At 54.7% G+C, this 17,146-nt stretch carries 15 protein-coding genes; 5 read left to right on the top strand and 10 right to left on the bottom strand.

What is annotated here, in order from left to right; genetic code table 11:
• Positions 1-83: 83 nt before the first annotated feature.
• A complete protein-coding gene (locus tag INT21_RS07560) occupies positions 84-449 on the top strand; it encodes a Rieske (2Fe-2S) protein (protein ID WP_193068599.1) in 366 nt (121 codons plus the stop codon).
• Positions 450-505: 56 nt separating this feature from the next.
• On the opposite strand, the gene INT21_RS07555 is transcribed toward INT21_RS07560, so the two are convergent.
• Genes INT21_RS07555 through INT21_RS07545 form a run of 3 tightly spaced genes read right to left on the bottom strand, consistent with a single transcriptional unit; the run spans position 506 to position 4,040 of the window.
• Entirely contained in the window at positions 506-1,912 is a 1,407-nt protein-coding gene (locus tag INT21_RS07555) for a Na+/H+ antiporter NhaC family protein (RefSeq protein ID WP_120386155.1), read from the bottom strand.
• A gap of 34 nt (positions 1,913-1,946) precedes the next feature.
• Complete coding sequence (locus INT21_RS07550) at positions 1,947-3,236, bottom strand: NAD(P)/FAD-dependent oxidoreductase (RefSeq protein WP_193085027.1); 1,290 nt, start codon at positions 3,234-3,236, stop codon at positions 1,947-1,949.
• A gap of 6 nt (positions 3,237-3,242) precedes the next feature.
• On the bottom strand, positions 3,243-4,040 hold the full coding sequence (locus INT21_RS07545; RefSeq protein ID WP_226912830.1) for an IclR family transcriptional regulator: 798 nt from the start codon (positions 4,038-4,040) through the stop codon (positions 3,243-3,245).
• Positions 4,041-4,289: 249 nt separating this feature from the next.
• Here INT21_RS07545 and INT21_RS07540 point away from each other — a divergent pair, with 249 nt between their 5' ends.
• Positions 4,290-5,216: a YihY/virulence factor BrkB family protein gene (locus INT21_RS07540; RefSeq protein WP_193061089.1), complete on the top strand. Its 927-nt coding sequence runs from the start codon at positions 4,290-4,292 to the stop codon at positions 5,214-5,216.
• A 91-nt stretch (positions 5,217-5,307) separates the two neighbouring features.
• Here the strand turns inward: INT21_RS07540 and INT21_RS07535 are convergent, their stop codons facing one another.
• The 6 genes from INT21_RS07535 to INT21_RS07510 all read right to left on the bottom strand — a co-directional run bounded on the left by INT21_RS07535 (position 5,308) and on the right by INT21_RS07510 (position 13,978).
• On the bottom strand, positions 5,308-7,440 hold the full coding sequence (locus tag INT21_RS07535) for a TRAP transporter permease (protein WP_193061090.1): 2,133 nt from the start codon (positions 7,438-7,440) through the stop codon (positions 5,308-5,310).
• An 80-nt stretch (positions 7,441-7,520) separates the two neighbouring features.
• Complete coding sequence (locus tag INT21_RS07530) at positions 7,521-8,546, bottom strand: TAXI family TRAP transporter solute-binding subunit (protein ID WP_193061091.1); 1,026 nt, start codon at positions 8,544-8,546, stop codon at positions 7,521-7,523.
• Between the two features lie 239 nt (positions 8,547-8,785).
• Entirely contained in the window at positions 8,786-10,168 is a 1,383-nt protein-coding gene (locus tag INT21_RS07525; protein WP_193061092.1) for a sigma-54-dependent transcriptional regulator, read from the bottom strand.
• Positions 10,165-11,931 carry a sensor histidine kinase gene (locus INT21_RS07520; protein ID WP_193061093.1) on the bottom strand — a complete coding sequence of 589 codons (1,767 nt, stop codon included), beginning with the start codon at positions 11,929-11,931 and terminating at the stop codon, positions 10,165-10,167. The genes INT21_RS07525 and INT21_RS07520 overlap by 4 nt, the downstream gene beginning before the upstream one ends.
• Before the next feature lie 116 nt (positions 11,932-12,047).
• The gene (locus INT21_RS07515; protein ID WP_193061094.1) at positions 12,048-13,076 is read right to left on the bottom strand and encodes a cyclase family protein; all 1,029 of its coding nucleotides are present in this window, start codon (positions 13,074-13,076) and stop codon (positions 12,048-12,050) included.
• Positions 13,073-13,978 (bottom strand): 3-hydroxyacyl-CoA dehydrogenase NAD-binding domain-containing protein, encoded by a 906-nt coding sequence (locus tag INT21_RS07510; RefSeq protein WP_193061095.1) that lies wholly within the window; start codon positions 13,976-13,978, stop codon positions 13,073-13,075. Before INT21_RS07510 ends, INT21_RS07515 begins: the two co-directional genes overlap by 4 nt.
• Positions 13,979-14,143: 165 nt before the next feature.
• Here INT21_RS07510 and INT21_RS07505 point away from each other — a divergent pair, with 165 nt between their 5' ends.
• From INT21_RS07505 to catC, 3 genes are read left to right on the top strand one after another with little or no spacing between them, the layout of a single operon-like run.
• Positions 14,144-15,478, top strand: coding sequence for a short-chain fatty acid transporter (locus INT21_RS07505; protein ID WP_193061096.1), 1,335 nt, complete (start codon positions 14,144-14,146; stop codon positions 15,476-15,478).
• A 46-nt stretch (positions 15,479-15,524) separates the two neighbouring features.
• Complete coding sequence (locus tag INT21_RS07500; protein WP_193068602.1) at positions 15,525-15,821, top strand: YciI family protein; 297 nt, start codon at positions 15,525-15,527, stop codon at positions 15,819-15,821.
• A gap of 39 nt (positions 15,822-15,860) precedes the next feature.
• On the top strand, positions 15,861-16,151 hold the full coding sequence (gene catC, locus INT21_RS07495) for a muconolactone Delta-isomerase (RefSeq protein ID WP_125752521.1): 291 nt from the start codon (positions 15,861-15,863) through the stop codon (positions 16,149-16,151).
• A gap of 169 nt (positions 16,152-16,320) precedes the next feature.
• Here the strand turns inward: catC and INT21_RS07490 are convergent, their stop codons facing one another.
• Entirely contained in the window at positions 16,321-17,139 is an 819-nt protein-coding gene (locus tag INT21_RS07490; protein ID WP_193061098.1) for an alpha/beta fold hydrolase, read from the bottom strand.
• Positions 17,140-17,146: the final 7 nt, after the last annotated feature.

Here is a 17,146-nt window from a genome sequence, read left to right as displayed (position 1 = left end):
TCAGACTCCAACGTTACACGAAAACTTAAGATCAGGCACTTAGTACTTATGACTAGTGCTGCTAAATGGTAAAAGGAAACACTGTGTACGACGCGTGGCGTAACTATGCAAATGCCCCCCAAGAGGGGGCGATTGTTTGCCCTTCTAAACTTATAGAAGAAGGCAATGCACACTGCATGGAAGTTATTAGTAACGATGGTTCTTTCCCCGTCATTGTAACGCGCATAGAGGGTGCAATTTATTGCTACGTCAATGCCTGCCCCCACCAATACTTACCTTTAAATTACCGGTCGGACAGTGTTATTTCGTCAGATAGAAGCCGTTTGCTATGCAGTGCCCATGGCGCAGCGTTTGATATTAAAACAGGCAACTGCTTAGCAGGTGCTTTTGATAACCTTGACGCAATACCGGTGTTTGAAGACCCGCAAGGCAATGTTTGCATTGGCTGATGCTAGATTAAGCCCTGCGATAATGGCCTCAGGCGGCCTATCGCAGGGCTTATCGCTTACAGCGTGAGGCCGAGCAACAGGTAAGCAGCCAAGGAGAGTATGGCAACGGCAAGCGCAAAGGGAATTTGCGTCTTGATATGGTCGATATGGTCAGAAGCAGCCCCTGTGGATGCAAGCACAGAGGTATCCGACAACGGCGAGCAGTGATCCCCGAACACACCGCCACCCGCTACGGCTGCCACCGTGGCATATACCAGCGGTGTCAGCATATCGCTGCTGAAGTTGAATGCGAGCGGCACAGCCAGCGGCATCATGATAGCGAAGGTGCCCCAAGAGGTACCGGTTGAAAAGGCGATAACGGCAGCGATAAGGAATGTCATCGCTGGCAGTAATGCCGGTGTCAGCCAGCCACCGGTGGCTTCAACGATATAGCTGGCCGTGCCCATGTCTTTGGAAAGCTGATTCAACGAGTAGGCTAACGCCAGAATAATAATGGCTGGCATTACTCCCTTCATCCCGGCCATCGAGGTTTTCATAATGTCGTTGAAGGGAATGCCCTGAAGGCGCATAACGATACCGAGAAACACAGAAGCCGCCAGAAACGCTTCCATGGTCTTGGCCGAGTCCATCACGATAAAGGTGCCGACAGCAACGCCGATCACCACCAGTACCGGGGCGAAAAAATTCCAGAATAGGTTGGTACGCGCGCCGTCATAGGGCGGAATTTCGGTCAGCTCCTCGCCCACCAGTGGTTCTGCCCCATCACGCAGCACTTTGCCCTCTTCCTGAGCGCGACGCTCGGCTTCGCGCATCGGTCCAAACAGTGGAATAACACCGACAATGACCAGCCCCACGACCAGCACCGAGAGCCATGCATAGAGGTTAAAGGGAACCGCATGTAGAAACACGCCCATCGCCTGTGCAGCATTTTCGATGGGCCCCATGCCAATCAGTAAGCCAGAAATAAACACTGCCCAGCCAGTGATCGGAACCATCACACTCACCGGGGCGGAAGTGGAGTCCGCGATATACGCCAGCTTTTCCCGCGATACCCGATAGCGATCCGTCAGGCCGCGCATGGTGCTACCGACAAACAAGGGGCTGAAATAGTCGCTGAAGAAAACGAACATGCCCATCACCCAGGCAATCAACTGAACCCGCACTCGCGATAAAGCACGGCGTTCCACCCAGGCGGTAAAGTTCTGAATCGCCCCTGTGCGTTGGAAGAACGCGATCACTGTGCCAATGAAAAGCTCCAACAGCAGTATCCAGGAGAAACTGGTGGTGCCCAGGGTTTCCTTTAACAGCGTGGGAAAGCCCATCAAGCCATTGCCCAGGGTAATCACCCCAACGAAACAGGCGACTGCCAGCGAGAAAACGGTGTTGCGGGTAATAAATGCCAGCACAATGGCTAATGCCGCCGGCATGATGGACAGCAGCCCAATATGATCTTGAGGATCCATTGTCATCTCTCTTTTTTATAATGGTGAGTGGGGATCAAGTTTCTTGTTTTGCCTTACGGCGCTCCATTTCACTGGTCAGGTAGAAACCCAACCGACGCACGGGATCGGGCGGCATCCAACTCGCCTTGCCGAATAACGACGCAATATTTTCGACCGGCTGACCCATGGCATGGCGCGCCAGGGCATCGCCAAGGAAGGTACCCTTGACGATACCGCCGCCATTGCACCCCGCTGATACATACAAACCGGGCTGGATCTCCCCCCACAGTGGCGCACCGTTATAGGTCAGCCCGGTGGTCCCTCCCCAGACCTTATCGAAGCGCACTGGGGTGAGTTCGGGATAGCGCGCCTCAAGGCTCGCTTTCAGTTCAGCCTCAATACGGGCGTTATCGGCTTCGCGTTCATAGCTGTAACGCGAACGAATCATCAAGCGCCCATCGGCGGTGGTGCGCAGCGTACAACCCAAGCGATGTGCGGGTAGCAGTCCCCAGGTCGTCGCAGCAATGCGTTGTCGTTCAAGCCCAGGCAAAGGCTCGGTAATAGCGGCATAGGTATAAATAGCGGTTAGCCGCGAAGGGTCTGCGCCCAAGGCCCTAGAAAACGCGTTATTGGCCAGGATTACCTGTCCAGCCGTTACTTCACCCTCGGGTGTAGTGACACGCCACTTTTTGCCATCAGGCTTGATTTGAGTCGCGGGAGAGTGCTCATGCAGTTCGATTCCGGTTTCCAATGAATCCGCTAAACCAACAATCAATGCTGCAGGCTGAACGAGATAACAGTCCGGTGAATAAATACCCTGTGTGTAGTAGCGCGTGCCAATTCGCTCAGCCAGTTGGCTAGCGCTCAAGGTCTGGTAAGAAAGGCCTGCAGCGTTAAGAAAAGCTTCATACTGGGCCAAGGCGCGCTGGCCTATCGCACTGCGGGCAGCTCGATAAGTGCCGCTACGTTCGAGTTGGCAGTCAATTCCCAGCCGTTCGACCCGCTCGCGCAGTAGCGCCATGGTTTGTCGGCTTAATGCGTTCAGTGTCTCCATGCGCTCAAGTTCTTCGGGGCGAGCATCATTGGCTAAAGCGATTTCCAGCATGAAACCAGAGTTACGCCCAGGGCTACCTTCACCCACTTGGTCGGCTTCAAGAATTTTGATGCGGTCTTCAGGCCGCGCCTGCTGCCAGGCCGTAGCTGCCGCGAAGCCGGTGTAACCGGCCCCGATGATGACGACATCCGCCTCAGTTTGGCCACGCAAGGCGGGGGTCGGCTGGCGCTCTGGAAGCCAGGCGTTCCAGCCGCACAGGCGCTGATGGGATGGATGCGTGGGTTGTGACATGACGATTTAATCCAGATACAGCAGGCCGTGGGCCTGATTAACCATAGCGGCGACTTCCTCTTGCATGCCTTGGAGTACCTCCAACTTATGGGCCGTCGTCATGCGAGATTTGAGCATTGAGCAACTCATGGCTCCCAAGGGGTGGCCACTATGGTCGAGGATGGGAATGGCTAAGCCGCAGTATTCCGGGAGTAGAGAACCTTCAACGCCACGGGCGTAGCCATGTGTTAGTAGATGGTTAATTTCGGCTTCGACATCGGCGGTGGCAATCGCGTAATCATCCCGCAATCGTGTCGCGTTGTGGTCGAGAATCTCGCCTCGCTCATCCGCACCGAGATACGCGAGCAAGGCAATCGACGCTTGGCCGACACCCAGCGGCAAGCGCCCTCCCGTCGCCCTAACGAAACTGCCCACCGGATAAGCACCGTTCTGTACTTCCAGGCAAACCGCGTAGATACCATCGCGGGCGAACAGATAGAAACTGTCTCCCCAGCGTTGTGCCAACGCCAGCAGCCTCGGTCGAGCCAAATCTCGCAATCCAGCGCCATTGCCCGCCTGAGCACCAAGCACTAGCAACTCATAGCCCAGCAGGTAACGCCCACGAATGGGGGAAGAGCGTAAAAACCCTTGCTGCTTGAGACCTTTTAACAACCGATAGAGCGTAGGACGGCTGAAACTCAGCTCATTCAGATAATCGTCGACACTCGCACCGCGGTGGCCACCACGTGCGGTAATTTGCAGTATCTGCATGGCGTGAACGAGCGTGCTGGGGCCTGATGAGGTGATGTTTTCATTTACCGGCATTATGTTTATCGTTATTTGTCTAGGTGAGCTAGAACATAGCAAGACAAATTCGCGAGTTCATCTCACTAAATGAGACACAACCATTTTCACGCGATAAATCAGATGTCGGGCAATTGACTCTGTCGAACAACGCCGATCATTGCCTATCATTTTGCCGGTCTGTGCGTCAGTCTATCCACTGGCGCTTGTTGTCACTGAACAATCACACCGCCAAGGCATAGCATTGGCGCACAAGGAGAATGGCAAACGATGGGGCGCAACCAAACGGCACTCAATGCCTTACTTCTGCTGCTGCCACGGCTGGCTCATTTTGCCTGGCGTGTCGTGTGTCATTTCCTGAAAAATCGCGGCATCCTGCTTGCCGGTGGGGTGGGTTACAACATTTTGCTCTCCATCGTGCCGCTATTTGCAGTATTGGTTGTGCTGTTAACAAAAGTGGTGGATCAACAGCATTTACTCAGCGTTCTTGCTGTACAAGCGCGCCACCTAGCACCGGCCCATGCCGAAGTGTTGATGGATGCTGTCCGCAGCCTGCTGGAGTCTCGCGACGTCATCGGCATTCTTAGCTTACCCATTCTACTGCTCTTCAGCTCCTTCGCCTTTCGCATGCTCGAAGATGCCTTGGCGATTATCTTCCATGCGCCAGAAAGCCCCCATATCAAGCGCAGTGTGTGGGTATCGGTGATGCTGCCGTACGCTTTCATGTTAGTGCTAGGGGCGGGGCTGCTGGCCTTAACGCTGGTAGTCACCCTGGCCAGCTCGCTCAATACGCTGATGATGGCGCTCTTTGAGCGGCAACTGCCGTTTGCAGGGTTTTCCGAACCAGTCCTTAACTTATTCAGTTTTGCTGGGGTTTTCTTATTGTTTAGCGCTATCTATAAGGTGCTACCGGTGGTGCGTATCGCGTTGCGCCGAGCGATCATCGGCGGCTTTATCGCGGCGCTGCTGTGGGAAGGCGTGCGGCTGCTACTGGTTTACTATTTCACTCACCTCTCGTTCGTCAACGCCGTTTACGGATCCCTAGCAACGCTGATCATTGTGCTGATCAGCCTGGAAGTCGGTGCCATCATTTTATTGCTGGGCGCACAAGTCATTGCTGAGCTAGAGCGCAATACACGCCTCGGCCTGCCTTGGCATATTGACCCAGACCGACAACCCATCACCCACCTTGATTAAGACATTACATTGAAATGCCGCCATCTTTTGATGGCGGCATTTATTTGAGCGCTATTTATAAGAGGGCGGCCCCCTTTATACTCGCCTAGTATCAGGCCATTGTATGCGCCACATGGCGGTCACGTCTGGCGCTCCACACCAGCGTCATCAGAAACAGTGCCAAGCCCAAGAAATCCAGCAGTAAGTTTCCATGGGGCCACAGCATTAAAGCACCAATGGGGAACATGGCTAGGCGCAGCCACCAGGGCAACTCGCTTTCCAGATAGCCTTCCAGCCCTGCGATAATGGCGTAAATACCGAACAACGCGAAGGCGAACACCACCAGCATTTCGGTCGGCGTCCCGGTGATCATTGGCGACCACACAAACAGCAAGGGAATGATGTAGAGGCCCTTGGCAATTTTCCAGGCGGTAAAACCAGTACGCATAGGCGGCGTTTTGGCGATAGCCGCCGCAGCGAAGGCGGTAAGGCATACTGGCGGAGTCACATTGGAGTCCTGAGATAGCCAGAAAATCACCATGTGCGCCGCCACCAGCATCATCGATATCGTGTGCGACGAAAGCGCCTGCTCGTAGAGTTGTGAACGGAAATCGTCCGGCACCACGGCCAGTAGTTGTTGGGCACTGGCAGCGTCCATCGGGGCATTCAGCGCTTCCAAGGCATCTGGCGCGGCAAGCATAAAGATCGCCCGTGCCTGCTCGGGCAAATCACCGGCCATAATCAGCTCTAACAGCTGGCTTTCCGCCATCAAACCATACAACGCAGGTGCCGATAGCGTGCCCAATACGATGTAAGCGGCCGTCACCGGCAACCCCATTCCCAGTATAAGAGAGGCCAGCGCGATCAACACAATGGTGATTAACAGGCTGCCGCCCGCCCAGTCTGAGATCATCAACGAAAAGATGTTACCAATGCCGGTCGTCGACACCACATTGACGATCAAACCAACCGTCAGCAGTAGAATGGCGGTGGAAACCATATTGCGGGTGCCCAGCACCAGGGCGTCGATGATTGCCTGAAGCTTCATGGGTGAACGTGATAGCCAGGAAGCAACGACCACCGATACGATAGCGATACCGGCAGCGTAGGTGGGGGTGAAGCCATTGACAAGGGCGACTACCAGTATCACAAGTGGCAGCAGGTAGTGCCAACCGCCCTTCAGTACGTCAATCAGCCTAGGAGCCTGTTCCATCTCTACCTTCTGGGCACCGCTACGCTTGGCTTCAATGCGCACGAACATGGCCACCGAGAGGAAGTACAGCAGAGCAGGAAGCGCAGCGACACCAATGATGGTGAGATACGAGACCTGGGTGTAAGAGGCCATGATAAAGGCACCCGCTCCCATGACGGGGGGCATAAGCTGGCCCCCAGTTGAAGCTGCGGCTTCAACGCCAGCCGCAAAACGCGGTGGAAAACCGGCCTTACGCATTAGGGGAATAGTGATCACACCGGTGGAGACTGTATTGGCCACGCTGGAGCCAGAGACCGACCCCATAAGCCCTGAAGCGAATACCGCTACAAACCCCGGGCCACCAACAAAGCGACCCGCGGCACAACGTGCCAGCTCGATGATGAACTCTCCAGCACCCGAACGTACCAGGAAGGCGCCAAAGAGAATGAACATGAAAACGTAAGACCAGGAAATCCGGGCAATCGAGCCCAGCATGCCGTCACCGCCGAGGAAGCTGCGAAACAGCACGGTTTCCCAGTTCAGCCCGGGGAAATTGAACACCCCGCCGACATAGCGCCCCCACCAGGCAACGTACGTCAGCGCAATGATACATAGCAGCGGGATAAACCAGCCGGTAGTCCGGCGGGCGAACTCAAGTACCAACCCTAAGGCAGTAATCGACACGATCCAGTCAGCCAGGGAAAAGCGTACCCCACGGGCATAAAGCGCATCCTCGAAACCGATTAAATAGAACGCACAGCCTAGGGCGGCTAGACCAAGACACACATCAACGGCGAGTAATAGGCGCTGACCACTAGCCGAGCGCGCTTTGAACATAGGCACGGAAAGCGCACACAACAGGCCGAACATACCGAAGTGTAATGCACTAACCCAAATCTCTGAGACAGTGCCCAGGGTATTGAAATAGATATGTGAGAAAGCAACGACGATGGCGAGCAAGCTCAGAATCCGCCCAAGCCAGGGGTGCTCAAGGCGCTCTGCAGCGCTGCTTGCGGATTCATCGCGCACCGTATCAGGTGTCGAATGACTCATGGTGTACCTCATAAAACTAAGTAAGGCATAGGGAGGCCATCCGCCCGGCTTATGCCAGGCAGATGCAGGACGATAGGCCTTCAGCCTTCGAGAAGATGTTCCGGAATTTCAATGCCTTGTTCTTGGAAATAGCGCGCGGCACCGGCATGCAGTGGCATCGGCAGACCGTCGAGCGCTTTCTCCAGAGCCATGTCACGCGTTGCAGGGTGAATGTTATTCAGAAACGGCAGGTTCTCGAACATGGCTTTGGTTATTTGATACACATGCTCTTCAGGAACATCGGCGTTAACCACCAGAATGTTGGGCTGGGAAATGGTATTGATCGGGGAGTCCTGACCAGGGTAAGTGTCGGCGGGAATTTCGAAAGCACTCCACACTGGGTACTGGCTGTTAATGCGTTCAAGTTGCTCAGCGGTCACGTCCAGGGTAGTAATGTCATCGCCCATATTGGCATAGGCACTGGTCACGGCGGAGGCCGGAACGCCTGCCGGTATGTTCATACCGTCTATATTGCCGTTCTGCATGGAATCAGCGCTGGCACTGTAGCCCAGGTAGGCAATATCCATCTGCTCCGGATCAATATCCAGACCGGCAAGAATTTGCCGACCAGAGCCTTCGGTACCGGAATTACGCGCACCAATGGAGAAACCGCGCCCGTATAGCTGGGCCAAGTCATCGATGGTGCCAGTATCGACAAGAGCGTCGCGCATCACAAAGTGCTCCACGTTCTGCCACAACATGGAAACTGAGCGTACGTTGTCATAGGCTTTGGGCACCGGCCCCTCACCGGACCATGCCCAGGCGCCGTAGAGCGCTTGCAGAATGCCGAATTGAGCCTGATCATCATCCATCAGGCGCAAGTTTTCCGCTGAACCCGCCGAGCTGATGGCGGAAACGGAGATGCCGTGAGTAGGCTCGAGCTTGACACGTATCAGTGTAGAAAGTGCGACGCCTACCGGATAGAACGTGCCACCGGTGGTGGCGGTGCCCATGATGTATTGTCCGTCCTGGGGAGAGTCCTGGGCGGTAACAGCGGAGACACTGACGCCGAATGCAGCGGCGGTAGCGAGACAAAGAGCGGTTTTAAGAAATTGGCGTTTCAGCATGGTGTTGCTCCCAGCTTATTGGAATTGTTGGAGTAATCACTACTCCTTCCCCAATAGAGCGAGAAGCTAGCCAACTTTAAACAAAGCCATAAAAATCAATAAATTATGATTTCACCTCTACGACAAAAGGCGAAGGCGCCTGAACGACCATCGGCCATTTTTCGCCGATGGTTTTTGCCCTCATCGGCAAAAAATGGCCGATGAATCAGCCCTAGCGCATTAACTCTTGAATCAATCGTTTAGGTCGCGAGAAAGTCTTCGCGGCGTAACTGGTGACGCTGCATTTTCTGATTGAGTGTACGGCGAGGCAGGTCGAGTTCATCGAGTACCGCTTGAATATTGCCATTATGGCGCTGTAGCGCTTCTTTCAAGACGGTAGCCTCAAATACTTCCATACGCACAGAGAGTGCAGACGCTTGATTTGGCGGCATAGGCGAGCTTTGCCAGGGCAGATCCAGCCCAAGAATAAAGCGCGTGGCAATATTGCGCAGCTCGCGGAGGTTTCCAGGCCACCGATGATTGCCGAGGGCAGTCAGCAGTTCTGTGGTGGGTTCGCGTAGCGGCCTTTCGTGAACATCAGCGGCTTGATGGCAGAAGTGACGAAACAGTAAGGGAATATCTTCGCGGCGCTCACGCAAGGGAGGAATCGCCAGCTCAGCAATCGCCAGACGATAATAAAGATCCTCGCGAAAATCTCCTTGCGAGACCATTTCCAGCAAGTTCTCTTTACTGGCCGCCACGACCCGAAGATGGAGGTGAATAACCTGGTTGCTGCCTAGCCGGGTAATTTCACCTTCCTGCAGTGCGCGCAATAGCTTAACCTGGGCAGACAGTGGCAGTGACTCTATTTCATCCAAAAAGAGGGTGCCGTGGCTAGCGGTTTCCAGCAGGCCTATACGTCGCTCTCCCGCCCCGGTAAAGGCACCTTTTTCATGCCCGAACAGCTCTGATTCAATTAATTCACTGTTCATGGCGCCACAGTTCAACGCCACAAAAGCGCCTTGGCTACCGCTGCCAAAGTCATGCAAGGCGCGAGCCACGACTTCCTTGCCGCTGCCCGTTTCACCATTGATAACCACGTTGGCGCGGCTAGCAGCTAAGTTTTCCACTTGGCGCCGCAGTAGTTGCATCAGTGCAGAATCGCCAAGCAGGCGCGTGCTTAAATAGTTATTCCGTAATGCCTGCTGTAACTGCAAGTTTTCCAGCGCCAGGGCCCGATGCTCTAGTGCTCGTCGTACACACTCCTCAAGGCGTTCAGGATCGAAGGGCTTTTGCACAAAGTCCCAGGCCCCCTGCTGAATCGCAGCAACCGCCATGGGGACATCACCGTGGCCCGTGATCAGAATCACCGGGGGCGGCGTATCGAGTGCTTGCACGGCGGCAAACAAGGCCAAGCCATCCATCTCGGGCATCTTGATATCACTGACGACGACACCGCACGGCTGGCCGTTTTGAAGTGCATTCAGCGCCTTACCGGCGCGTGAAAACGTGTGAACCTCTAATCCCGACACCTCCAACCATTGGCTAAGAGAGTCACGGACATCGGCTTCATCGTCCACTAGCCAGACGGGCAGAGAAGCAGCCGGTAGCCGAGCTAAGGTGCTAGAAGGTGCGTGCGTCATGAAGGTGTCTCCTCACCATGCGGTAATGTCAGACAAAACCAAGCGCCCCCAGCAGGGTGATTACCAGCGCTGAGTTTACCGCCAAGATCCTGAGCAATGCCGTAGCTAATAAACAGCCCCAGCCCTAAGCCTTCCCCAACCGGTTTAGTCGTAAAGAATGGGTCGAACATCTGCTCGATCACCTCTTGAGGCAAGCCAGGGCCATTGTCATGGACCGTCAACCGCACTTGCTCCGTCGTTACCTCAACATGAAGACGAATGACGCCATTGGGTATCTCATTCAAAGCATCCAGCGCATTACGCAGCAGGTTGGTGAGCAACTGCTCCAGGCGAACGTCATCGCCGCGCACCCAGAGCGACTGCTGCCAATCACCGTCACGCTCCAAACGCACTTTTTGCTGCTGGAAACGCTCCTCCAGTAGTTCTAGTACGAAGTTCAGGCTGGCCGGAAGATCCACACCCTCCTGGCTCTCGCCCTTGCGAGCAAACAGCTTTAGCTGCTCGATTAACCGAGCGAGACGTTTGCTCAATACCTGAATACGCTGGAAGTTGTCGCCTGCCATTTCCTGACGGCCGAGCGCCAACAACCGCTCACCGTTGGCAGCATAAGTGCGTATGCCTGAAAGAGGTTGATTAAGCTCATGGGCAATGCCTGCTGCCATGGTCCCCAAGGCGGCCAACTTACCCGCTTGGACCAGTTCAGCTTGCGCATCCTCTAAAGCCTGGGTGCGTTCCTGGACACGTTCTTCCAAGCGAATATTGGTTTGTTGGATGATTTTCGCCTGAGCATCACGCATGTGTTGGCGTTTTTGGCGTTCACGCAACCACAAGCCAAACAACAAAAGAGCGGAAAGCGTGACTAAGCCCGCCAGGAGTACGTTGCGAGCACTGATATAAAGTGGGCGCACTGGGCTAAGATAATGCATCGACCAACCCAGGGTAGAAAGCGGCAGGGAAGCGACCAGAAAACGCTCGCCTCCTCCTTGTGCTTGGTTGCCTATTACCAGTGTATCGTCATGCAGGCGCTGGCCGAGAGGGGAAAGCGGTTTATCGAGAAATTGACGTTGGGCACTAATCTGCGCCAATGCATCATCAGGAAGCCCATCAATGTGCTGAAACCGCCACTGCTCGCGGCTAGAAAGTATCACAACGCCATTGGCATCCGACAAAATGACGTTTTCTTGTGCTCGACGCCAATCCTCTTGAAGCGCTTCCAGTGAGACCTTAACCACCAGGACACCCGCAGAGACAGTATCGTCGCCAAAAGTAACGACATAAGAGGTGAAATAACCCGGCTGTCCGGTTGTATCACCGATCGCAAAGAATTCACCGCTACCACTCTGCATGGCATCGTAAAAATAGGGGCGGAAGTGATAATCGTGGCCAATGAAACTTTGCTCGAGTTCATAGTTGCTGCTGGCCAGGGTGACGCCTTGCTCATTCATCAGAAAAATGGCGTCAGCGCCCGAACGCTCAGCGACCTCAGCCAAGTGCTGATTAACAGGAGATAGCAATAGCTCACTGGGTTCGCGCAGGGCAGCCTGGACTAAAGGCTGCTGGGCCAGTAAGTCAGGCAGATAGGTAAAGCGCTCAAGCGCGCCTTGCAGACTACTGGTGTAGAGCGCTAGACGAGTATTCGCGTGACGTTGGGCATCCGCTTCGGCGTGGCTGTATTGCCAATGCCATAACCACCATAACCCCAAAAGGCTCAGCACGATTAAAGAGGCCAGAACCAGCGCATACAGCCAAATCTTTCTGCTCACTGTGAGTTTGCCTCAACGGTCGAATTGATCAGGCCCAAGAGCTTATCATCCAGGTGTAAGCACGCCCATTGTCGGAGGTATCTCTAACGCCCTCCAGCACAGCGGCAAACTTATCACTATGCGGTTGCCACTGGTGTCACCGGCGAGCCAATGGCACCTGGCAGCCGAAGTGGTGGCGCCGTTAGCAAGAACCGGTTGCGCTGACGGCTATGCAACCATTCTGCTAAATCTTTCAGATACCATAACTCCGCCAGCGGCAATCCGAGTTTGAACAGGCAATGATGGTGCAATGGAAGTTTAGAGCAACAGCTCGGCGCCAACTCACGATCCAAGTTTTCTACCGCATAATTATCCGCACAGATCGCCGCAATGCCGCTGTCAGTGATCCACTCCAGCAAGGCCGAATCACTGCCATCAAGCACTGCCCCGGTATTTTTCAATACCTCGGGCTGCGGCGTCCCTTGCATATCCAACAACGCCTCGGCGAACCCTGTGCGCAATACCAGCATATCGCCGCGCTCCACCACCACGTTTAGCTGTTTTAGCGCATCCATCAACTCCAGGTGCCCTACTAACGTTCTTCCTGCACCGAAAACTCTCACCAGATCGACTAATACGGCTCGGCCCTGCATGCCATGTGCCGCCAGTGTCTCGATTCCCAGTCGTCTAGCATAGGAGTCGTGCCATTGGGCCGACTCTCCGCTCAGATCGAGCACATCCTGCTCGGCCAGGTAGCCGTTGTAGTAGCGGCGTTCCGGCGTGCCATCACCATCGCCATCGAACAAAGCGCCCACATGAGCCAGGGAGTCCCACTGCGTAGAGTACTGCAACGATAGCTGAACTTGATCATCACTGATAACGTCATGCAGCGCGGGGCTATGAGTCGCCAGAGGGAAGTTGATGTACTGGTCATCACCCAAGGCTGTCGGAGTTAGCTTCGGAGGCGAGCGACGGGGGTTCAATACCTTTCCACCGGGGATATCCAGAGGTAACGACAAGCAGAATGTCACCCCTTCGTGAACTTCCTTAACACCTTTGAGCACCTGCTCGGTATCGATCAGATTGACTCGCCCCAGTTGATCGTCAGGGCCAAACTCGCCCCAATTGCTACCTTCAGGACGTTTCTTCCAGCGAGGCTGATTCATAACTTGTCTCCACCGGCATGTTGGGTAGCGATTTCAATGATACGTTGCAGGTTTTCCCGCTCCCGGGCCTGGTGCTGGGTCCGCGTCTCATCACTCCACTGGTAGAAACCTTGCCCAGCCTTGGCACCTAGACGACCTTGGGCAACGTACTCTTCAAGCAGAGCGGCAGGTTGCTGACGTGCTTCGAGATCCGCATAGAGGTAATGGGCGATATTCAGATGGGTGTCCAACCCGTTAAGGTCGCGCTGACATAATGGGCCGTTCAACGCCATACGCACACCGATAGAGTACTGCACGATATCATCCAGCGCTTCGGCCTCCACTACCCCTTTTTCCAACAGGGAGAGGCATTCACGCATCACCGCATGCTGGATCCGGTTAGCGACGAAGCCAGGTACACAGGTATTCAGTACCGCGGGGCGTTTCCCCCAACGCTTTAGCCAACCGCATACCTTTTTCACTACTGCCGCCTCGGTATGGCTGCCTGGCACCACTTCCACGGCAGGTATGATATCCGCCGGATTAAAGAAGTGCGTCCCCAGGAACCGTTGCGGCACCCGCATGGCACTTCCGATGTCATCAATCGGAATACCCGATGTATTGGTCACGATGATACAAGTATCGGCTACTTCAGACTCGATTTGCGCCACGACCTTTCGCTTAATCGCGACGTCTTCTGTCACGCTCTCGATGACAAAATCGGCACTCTTCGCCACCTCCAAATTCGTGGTAAAGCAAATAACTGCAGCACTCTCCCCCACACTCAAGCGACTGGCTTCCAATACTTGCGGGTTGGTATCAACCACAGTGACCTTGACACCATGCGTCGCCATTAACTTGGCCAGCGTAGTGCCCATGGTTCCCGCACCTACCACAGCAGCTTGCAATGAACCGTCCTGCATCAGTATTTCCTCCTTCGCCTAGCTTGAGACCATACAAGTGCTAGACAAATGTCGCATTGAATAAAGTTGGTCTTAGGTCAAAGATCACTCACGAAAAACGAACTTATGTACGCTATGCGTACACAATAGCCAATGACAGACACGCCGACAATAAGAGGGCTTCCTATGAATGCGCTGGCAAATTTCTTCACCCGGCTCGTTAACCGCTATATGCCCGATCCTCTCGTCATCGCTATCCTTCTAACCATGCTCACAATGCTCCTGGCAGTGCTAATGCAGGGCACCAGTCCCTTGAATGCAGTGCGATATTGGGGCGATGGTTTCTGGGACTTGCTGGCCTTCAGCATGCAAATGACGGTCATCCTCCTAGCGGGCTACATCCTGGCCAAAACGCCCTTAGTTGACGGCGCACTCAACCGCGTCGCAGCACGCGTTACAACGCCCTTCGTCGCGATTGTTGTTGCCACTCTGGTGGGAGGTATCGGTAGCTGGCTCAACTGGGGCTTCGGCTTGGTCATCGGCGGTATAGTCGCCCAGAAATTGGCGCTTAACGTAAAGGGCTTACATTACCCATTAGTGATCGCTGCGGCGTATTCTGGCTTTGCTCTTTATGGTATCGGCCTGTCTGGCAGCGTGCCGCTACTGATCGCCACCGAAGGACACTTTCTTCAGGATACGATTGGATTAATCCCACTGAGCGAAACAATTTTCTCGCCCATTCTTTTGATCACCAGCGCCCTTATTCTTCTCACTCTTCCGTTCTTCAATGCCTGGCTGCATCCCAAGCAAGCCAAAGATATCGTCGAAATCGACCCAACCACGGTAGCCAAGCCCTCCGTCGCTCCGCTTCCCAACGACACAAAAACCACCATCGCCGAACGCTTGAATCGCAGCAAATTAGTGGGCATTGGCATTGGCGCGCTAGGCATGCTGTATATTGCACTGTATGCATTAGATGGCGGTTCGCTGAACCTCAATACCGTCAATTTCGCCTTCTTGTTTTTGGGGATATTGCTATTTGCCTCGCCTGCCAACTACCTAGCCGCTTTGACGGATGGGATTCGTATCGTCTCTGGCATCATCGTGCAATACCCTTTCTACGCGGGGATCATGGGAATTCTCGTGGGGTCGGGGCTGGTGGTTTCGTTCGCCAATACCTTTGTTGATATCTCCAGTGCGCAAACCTTGCCTATCTGGTCATTCATCAGCGGCGCCATCATCAACCTGCTGGCACCATCCGGTGGCGGCCAATGGGCTGTCCAAGGTCCTGTTATGGTTCAAGCCGCCACAGAACTTGGTGCTTCCCAGGCAGCCACGGCGCTGGCCGTCCAAATTGGTGACCAATGGAGCAACATGGTTCAGCCGTTCTGGATCCTGCCGGTGTTAGCCATCTCCGGCTTGAAGTTACGTGATGTGATGGGCTACATGGTGCTGATCCTAATCTACCTCGGGGTCATCTACGCCAGCGCGATGCTGATTTGGGGCTACCTCGGCGCCTAACGGCTCTTATCTACGCTTAACGACTCTTGACTTACGGGACTGCCCCATGCCTTTTTTGATCGAAACCTTCGACAAGCCCAGCCGTCAGGCCCTACGCCTGGAGGTACGCCAAGCCCACCTGGAGTATCTGGATGCCAACGTAGTGACCTTATTGGCCTGTGGCGCCAAGCTTTCCGATGATGGCGAAACGGCGTCTGGCGGTATCTACCTAGTCGACTTGGATAGCCGCGAGGAGGCCGAGCACTTCATCGAGTCCGACCCATTCCACCAGACGGGGCTATTTGCCGAGGTTAAAATCGTGCGCTGGCGACAAGCCTATTTAAATCGAAAAAACACTCTGTAGCGCGAATACCTGTAGCACAACTACCCATGGAGAAGTGCAATGCTGTTTCATGTAGAAATGGTCGTAAAACTGCCGTCGGATATGCCCGCCGAGCAAGTGGCTGACATCAAAGCAAAGGAGAAAGCCTACTCTCAGGAGCTACAACGGCAAGGCAAATGGCGCCACCTATGGCGGATCGCTGGCAGTTACGCCAACGTCAGCATCTTCGACGTCAGTGACAATGCTGAACTCCACGATCTGATTAGCGGTTTGCCGCTGTTTCCTTATATGGATATCCATGTAAAGCCATTATGCCGTCATCCCTCTTCTGTACACCAAGGTGACGCGTAATAGCTAACGAGCGCGGCAGATCGTCGAATCTACAGAAGCGCTAACGCCATGCCCACCAACCGCTAGAGCATCGTAGTGTGTCTCTAGCGGTTGGTGGGCATGAGGGGTATGTGGTTATAGGAGTGCTTCTCTCTGCCTATACCTACTTGCGAGCCTCCAGTCCGAAGGCTTACGCCACACTGTGGTTCGAGGCGGTTAAAAGCACAGCCATAAGTTTTTGCGCAAACAGCACCGGAGCCTCTACCGACGGCACATGACCCACACCGTCAAATATCTCCAACGGTGCGCCGTCGAGTTCCGCAGCCAGAGCTTCCAGCGTCGCGGGCGGCGTGGCCATATCTTCGCTGCCGCCAAACAGCTGTATCCTGACCTTATGAGAGGCGCTCTTACCAGAAAGCTTTCCAGAAAACGTATCACGACCAAGCATTTCGCACAGTTGGGCGTAAGATTCATCGTCGCCACGGCCCATCTGTGTGCACCAGCCCGCTTTCAACGCAGGGCTTGCTTCAAACGCCTGAGGTGCAAACCAGCGCGGCACGATCTCTTCAGACATCGCTGCCAAGCCTTCTTGGCGCACCCGCCCTGCGCGGGTGTTCCAGAGATTAGGATTACCGATCACTGCGCCGGTATTGGTCAACGTGGCAGAGAGCAGCCGATCGCTATGCTCAGCAATCAACTGCTGGCCAACCACACCCCCAATGGACGTACCGGCAAAGTGAAAGCGCTGCGCGCCCGCAAGCTCTACCAGCGCCAATGCCTCCGCCGCTAGGTCAGCAGGGGTGATTTGTGCACCGCTGACCGCTTGGCTGGCACCGTGGCCGGGGAGATCCCAGGTCAGCACCCGATAGCGAGCCAGCAGTGCGGGAATCACGTCATCCCATACTGCCTGGCTCATGCCCAAAGGATGCGCCAGTACGACCAGCGGGTTCACTTCTGCGCCAAGCAGGCGATAAGCCACACTGCGGCCATTGATAGTATGAAAGGCCATGCTACCT

Source organism: Halomonas sp. 3F2F (assembly GCF_014897805.1).
Lineage (GTDB): Bacteria > Pseudomonadota > Gammaproteobacteria > Pseudomonadales > Halomonadaceae > Vreelandella.
This window is presented reverse-complemented; position numbering and strand designations above follow the sequence as displayed.

Coding starts and splice junctions, on each gene's coding strand:
- INT21_RS07530 (WP_193061091.1), bottom strand. CDS start 8,546: ATGCTGAAACGCCAATTTCTTAAAACCGCTCTTTGTCTCGCTACCGCC.
- catC (WP_125752521.1), top strand. CDS start 15,861: ATGCTGTTTCATGTAGAAATGGTCGTAAAACTGCCGTCGGATATGCCC.
- INT21_RS07515 (WP_193061094.1), bottom strand. CDS start 13,076: ATGAATCAGCCTCGCTGGAAGAAACGTCCTGAAGGTAGCAATTGGGGC.
- INT21_RS07525 (WP_193061092.1), bottom strand. CDS start 10,168: ATGACGCACGCACCTTCTAGCACCTTAGCTCGGCTACCGGCTGCTTCT.
- INT21_RS07500 (WP_193068602.1), top strand. CDS start 15,525: ATGCCTTTTTTGATCGAAACCTTCGACAAGCCCAGCCGTCAGGCCCTA.
- INT21_RS07540 (WP_193061089.1), top strand. CDS start 4,290: ATGGGGCGCAACCAAACGGCACTCAATGCCTTACTTCTGCTGCTGCCA.
- INT21_RS07545 (WP_226912830.1), bottom strand. CDS start 4,040: ATGCCGGTAAATGAAAACATCACCTCATCAGGCCCCAGCACGCTCGTT.
- INT21_RS07510 (WP_193061095.1), bottom strand. CDS start 13,978: ATGCAGGACGGTTCATTGCAAGCTGCTGTGGTAGGTGCGGGAACCATG.
- INT21_RS07550 (WP_193085027.1), bottom strand. CDS start 3,236: ATGTCACAACCCACGCATCCATCCCATCAGCGCCTGTGCGGCTGGAAC.
- INT21_RS07490 (WP_193061098.1), bottom strand. CDS start 17,139: ATGGCCTTTCATACTATCAATGGCCGCAGTGTGGCTTATCGCCTGCTT.
- INT21_RS07555 (WP_120386155.1), bottom strand. CDS start 1,912: ATGGATCCTCAAGATCATATTGGGCTGCTGTCCATCATGCCGGCGGCA.
- INT21_RS07505 (WP_193061096.1), top strand. CDS start 14,144: ATGAATGCGCTGGCAAATTTCTTCACCCGGCTCGTTAACCGCTATATG.
- INT21_RS07535 (WP_193061090.1), bottom strand. CDS start 7,440: ATGAGTCATTCGACACCTGATACGGTGCGCGATGAATCCGCAAGCAGC.